Origin of the sequence: Embleya sp. NPDC056575 (assembly GCF_042793325.1) — a bacterium.
Lineage (GTDB): Bacteria > Actinomycetota > Actinomycetes > Streptomycetales > Streptomycetaceae > Embleya.
The window spans coordinates 1-2390 of sequence record NZ_JBHTVA010000159.1 but is presented as its reverse complement, the minus strand read 5'-3'; the positions used below and the strand labels follow the sequence as shown (position 1 = coordinate 2390).

The following is a 2390-nucleotide window of genomic DNA, read 5'->3' as shown; positions in this document are numbered from 1 at the left end:
AGCGGATAGCGGGAAGGTATAACGCCGACTCATTGGGATATGTTCAAACCGTCTTGAAATGGAACGGACGGCGTTTTGCCGTTGACCGGCAGAATGTTTCGATTGTTGGCGGTGCTGTCTCGTAAGCCTGATCGCTGTCACCCTTTATAGGGTGATAAAACACTACAGGTGTTCTGCAACGACAACCAAATAATTAGATAAACTGGCTTGCTGCTCTTCTAACATTCCTCTATGGAAATCATCTTGCATAAAAAAACGTGTTTGTTTTACGTAATCTTCTTTACTTGTCGGATGCCCGTTCTGATTTAGGAACTTAAGATGATTCATGACATGCTCTTGCACGGAAGGGTCATGATACGTTACACCATTTCTTAAAAAATCAGCCATCCTATCAAGAAAATGTTTAGCCTCTATTGCCATTTTGTTCATTTCATCGACATTGATTGTATGTGTATCCAATTCAAAATCGTAACGCTCTTTTAAATACCCATTTTGTTCTGCTAAAGATTGTTTCCATTCTTCAGCGCTTTCAAATCCTTTAAACATTACCTTATGATCCATGTTTTCACCTTTTCTCGTGTATTCTAAAGATGTGTTGACTGTTTGAATGAGACGCTGATACTTTTCAATTTTCTTTTCAAACAGCTTTTTTTGTTTTTCTAATGTACTTGTTCTTTCAGCATCCTCATTTAATAATCTTTTGATTTCTGACAAAGGAATATCTAATTCTTTGTAAAAAAGGATTTCTGATATTATCCCCTCTAAGTAGACAGTGTAAAAAGCCCGCTTTTCAAAAGTGGCTGTTACACTATACGTGGAGGGGATTTTTTATGGCGAGAAAAGGGCAACACTTTCAGCACTATACGAAAGAATTTAAGATGAAAGCTGTCAAAATGTACGAGGAAGGAAACAAAAGCTATAACACGTTAGCTGAAGAATTAGGGCTTCGAAGTTCAACCCAGCTCAAAAATTGGGTGAAAACATATCGGGAAGGCAAGTCTTTTGATGATCAAAGGGGAAAAGATACAAAGTCAGACAATCCTTTTATTGGACGCCCTAAAACAACGTTTAAAAGTGTTGAGGAAGAACGAGATTATTTAAAGGCACAGGTCGAATACCTAAAAAAGCGCTATCCAAATCTGCATGGGGAGGACGGATTTTGAAGGCAGCACGATTTGAAGCTGTTCACGAATTGAAGGACCGTTATCCGATTACATGGCTGGTATGTATCGCCAAAGTGTCACGGTCAGGGTACTATAAATGGCGCAAGGCTCAAAGGTTTCGAATGGCAAGGCAACAGAGAGATCAGATCATAAAAGAGCACATCATGGCGATTCATCATTCACGCCCTTTCTATGGCTATCCTCGGATTACTGTCGCTTTAAAGAAAGAAGGTTTCTGCGTCAACCATAAGCGTGTTTACAGATTGATGAGAGAGATGAACATCCACTCGATTATTCGAAAAAAGCGTCGTTATTTTGGAAGAAAGGCATCGGTTGTCCTGCCAAACCGGCTTAACCGAGAATTTCAAACCAATCAGCCTAATCAGTTATATGTAACCGATATTACCTATATTGCTTGCGGACAACGATTCTATTATCTTTCTGCAGTACAAGATCTTTACAACAATGAGGTTGTCGCATGGAAACTGTCAAAGCGAAATGATCTTGAACTGGTGATGAAAACAGTGGAAAGTTTAACAGCTCAACGGGATGTCCAAGGGGCCATTCTCCACTCTGATCAAGGATTCCAATACACAACAAAAGCATATCAAAAGCGACTTGAAACCGTTGGTTTGAAGGGCAGCCATTCCCGTAAGGGAAACTGCCTGGATAACGCCTGTATCGAATCATTTTTCTCGCACCTCAAAACAGAGAATACATACTTTTCTTCATGTCAAACTGAAAAAGAGCTCCACAAAAGCATTAAAGATTACATCCAGTTCTATAATCACGAACGATTCCAGAAAAAATTAAACCAGTGTGCTCCGGTAGAATACCGTAACACACTGGTTGCTTAGGCTTTTTATGGCTGTCTACTTGACAGGGGTAAGACCATCTCTGGAGTCTTTTCTTTATGCATATTGTCCTGAAAGAAGCTGGTCTATAAAGTAGGCCACACCATTTTCATCATTGCTTTTTGTGACAAAGGTGCTTTTTTCTTTTAATTCATCAATCGCATTTTCCATGGCGATACGGTGTCCGGCGACTTCAAACATGGACAAATCGTTTGGACTATCGCCGATCGCATAGATATCCTGCGTTTCAATTCCGTATAGGTCAGCCAGCTTTGTTAACGCGCGTCCTTTTCCTGACGAGGCCGGCAGGATTTCGATAATATGTTTTCCTGAAGAGGTTTGCGCCAGTTTTTTATGATGCTTCAGTTCTTCC

Annotated in this window: 2 protein-coding genes and 1 pseudogene; 1 reads left to right on the top strand and 2 read right to left on the bottom strand. The window is 40.3% G+C overall.

Annotated features, from left to right (window positions below; translation table 11 throughout):
- Window positions 1–162: 162 nt before the first annotated feature.
- Entirely contained in the window at window positions 163–714 is a 552-nt protein-coding gene (locus ACFRCG_RS48365; protein WP_380043042.1) for a hypothetical protein, read from the bottom strand.
- 116 nt (window positions 715–830) lie between these two features.
- Here ACFRCG_RS48365 and ACFRCG_RS48360 point away from each other — a divergent pair.
- Window positions 831–2020, top strand: a protein-coding gene (locus tag ACFRCG_RS48360) for an IS3 family transposase (RefSeq protein ID WP_087614167.1) whose coding sequence is annotated in 2 segments (ribosomal slippage) — window positions 831–1131 and window positions 1131–2020 — 1191 coding nt in all. Because the reading frame shifts where the segments join, the coding sequence is not laid out codon by codon here.
- Window positions 2021–2074: 54 nt separating this feature from the next.
- Here the strand turns inward: ACFRCG_RS48360 and ywtE are convergent.
- A pseudogene (ywtE, locus tag ACFRCG_RS48355) lies at window positions 2075–2390 on the bottom strand (5-amino-6-(5-phospho-D-ribitylamino)uracil phosphatase YwtE); the annotation flags it as partial.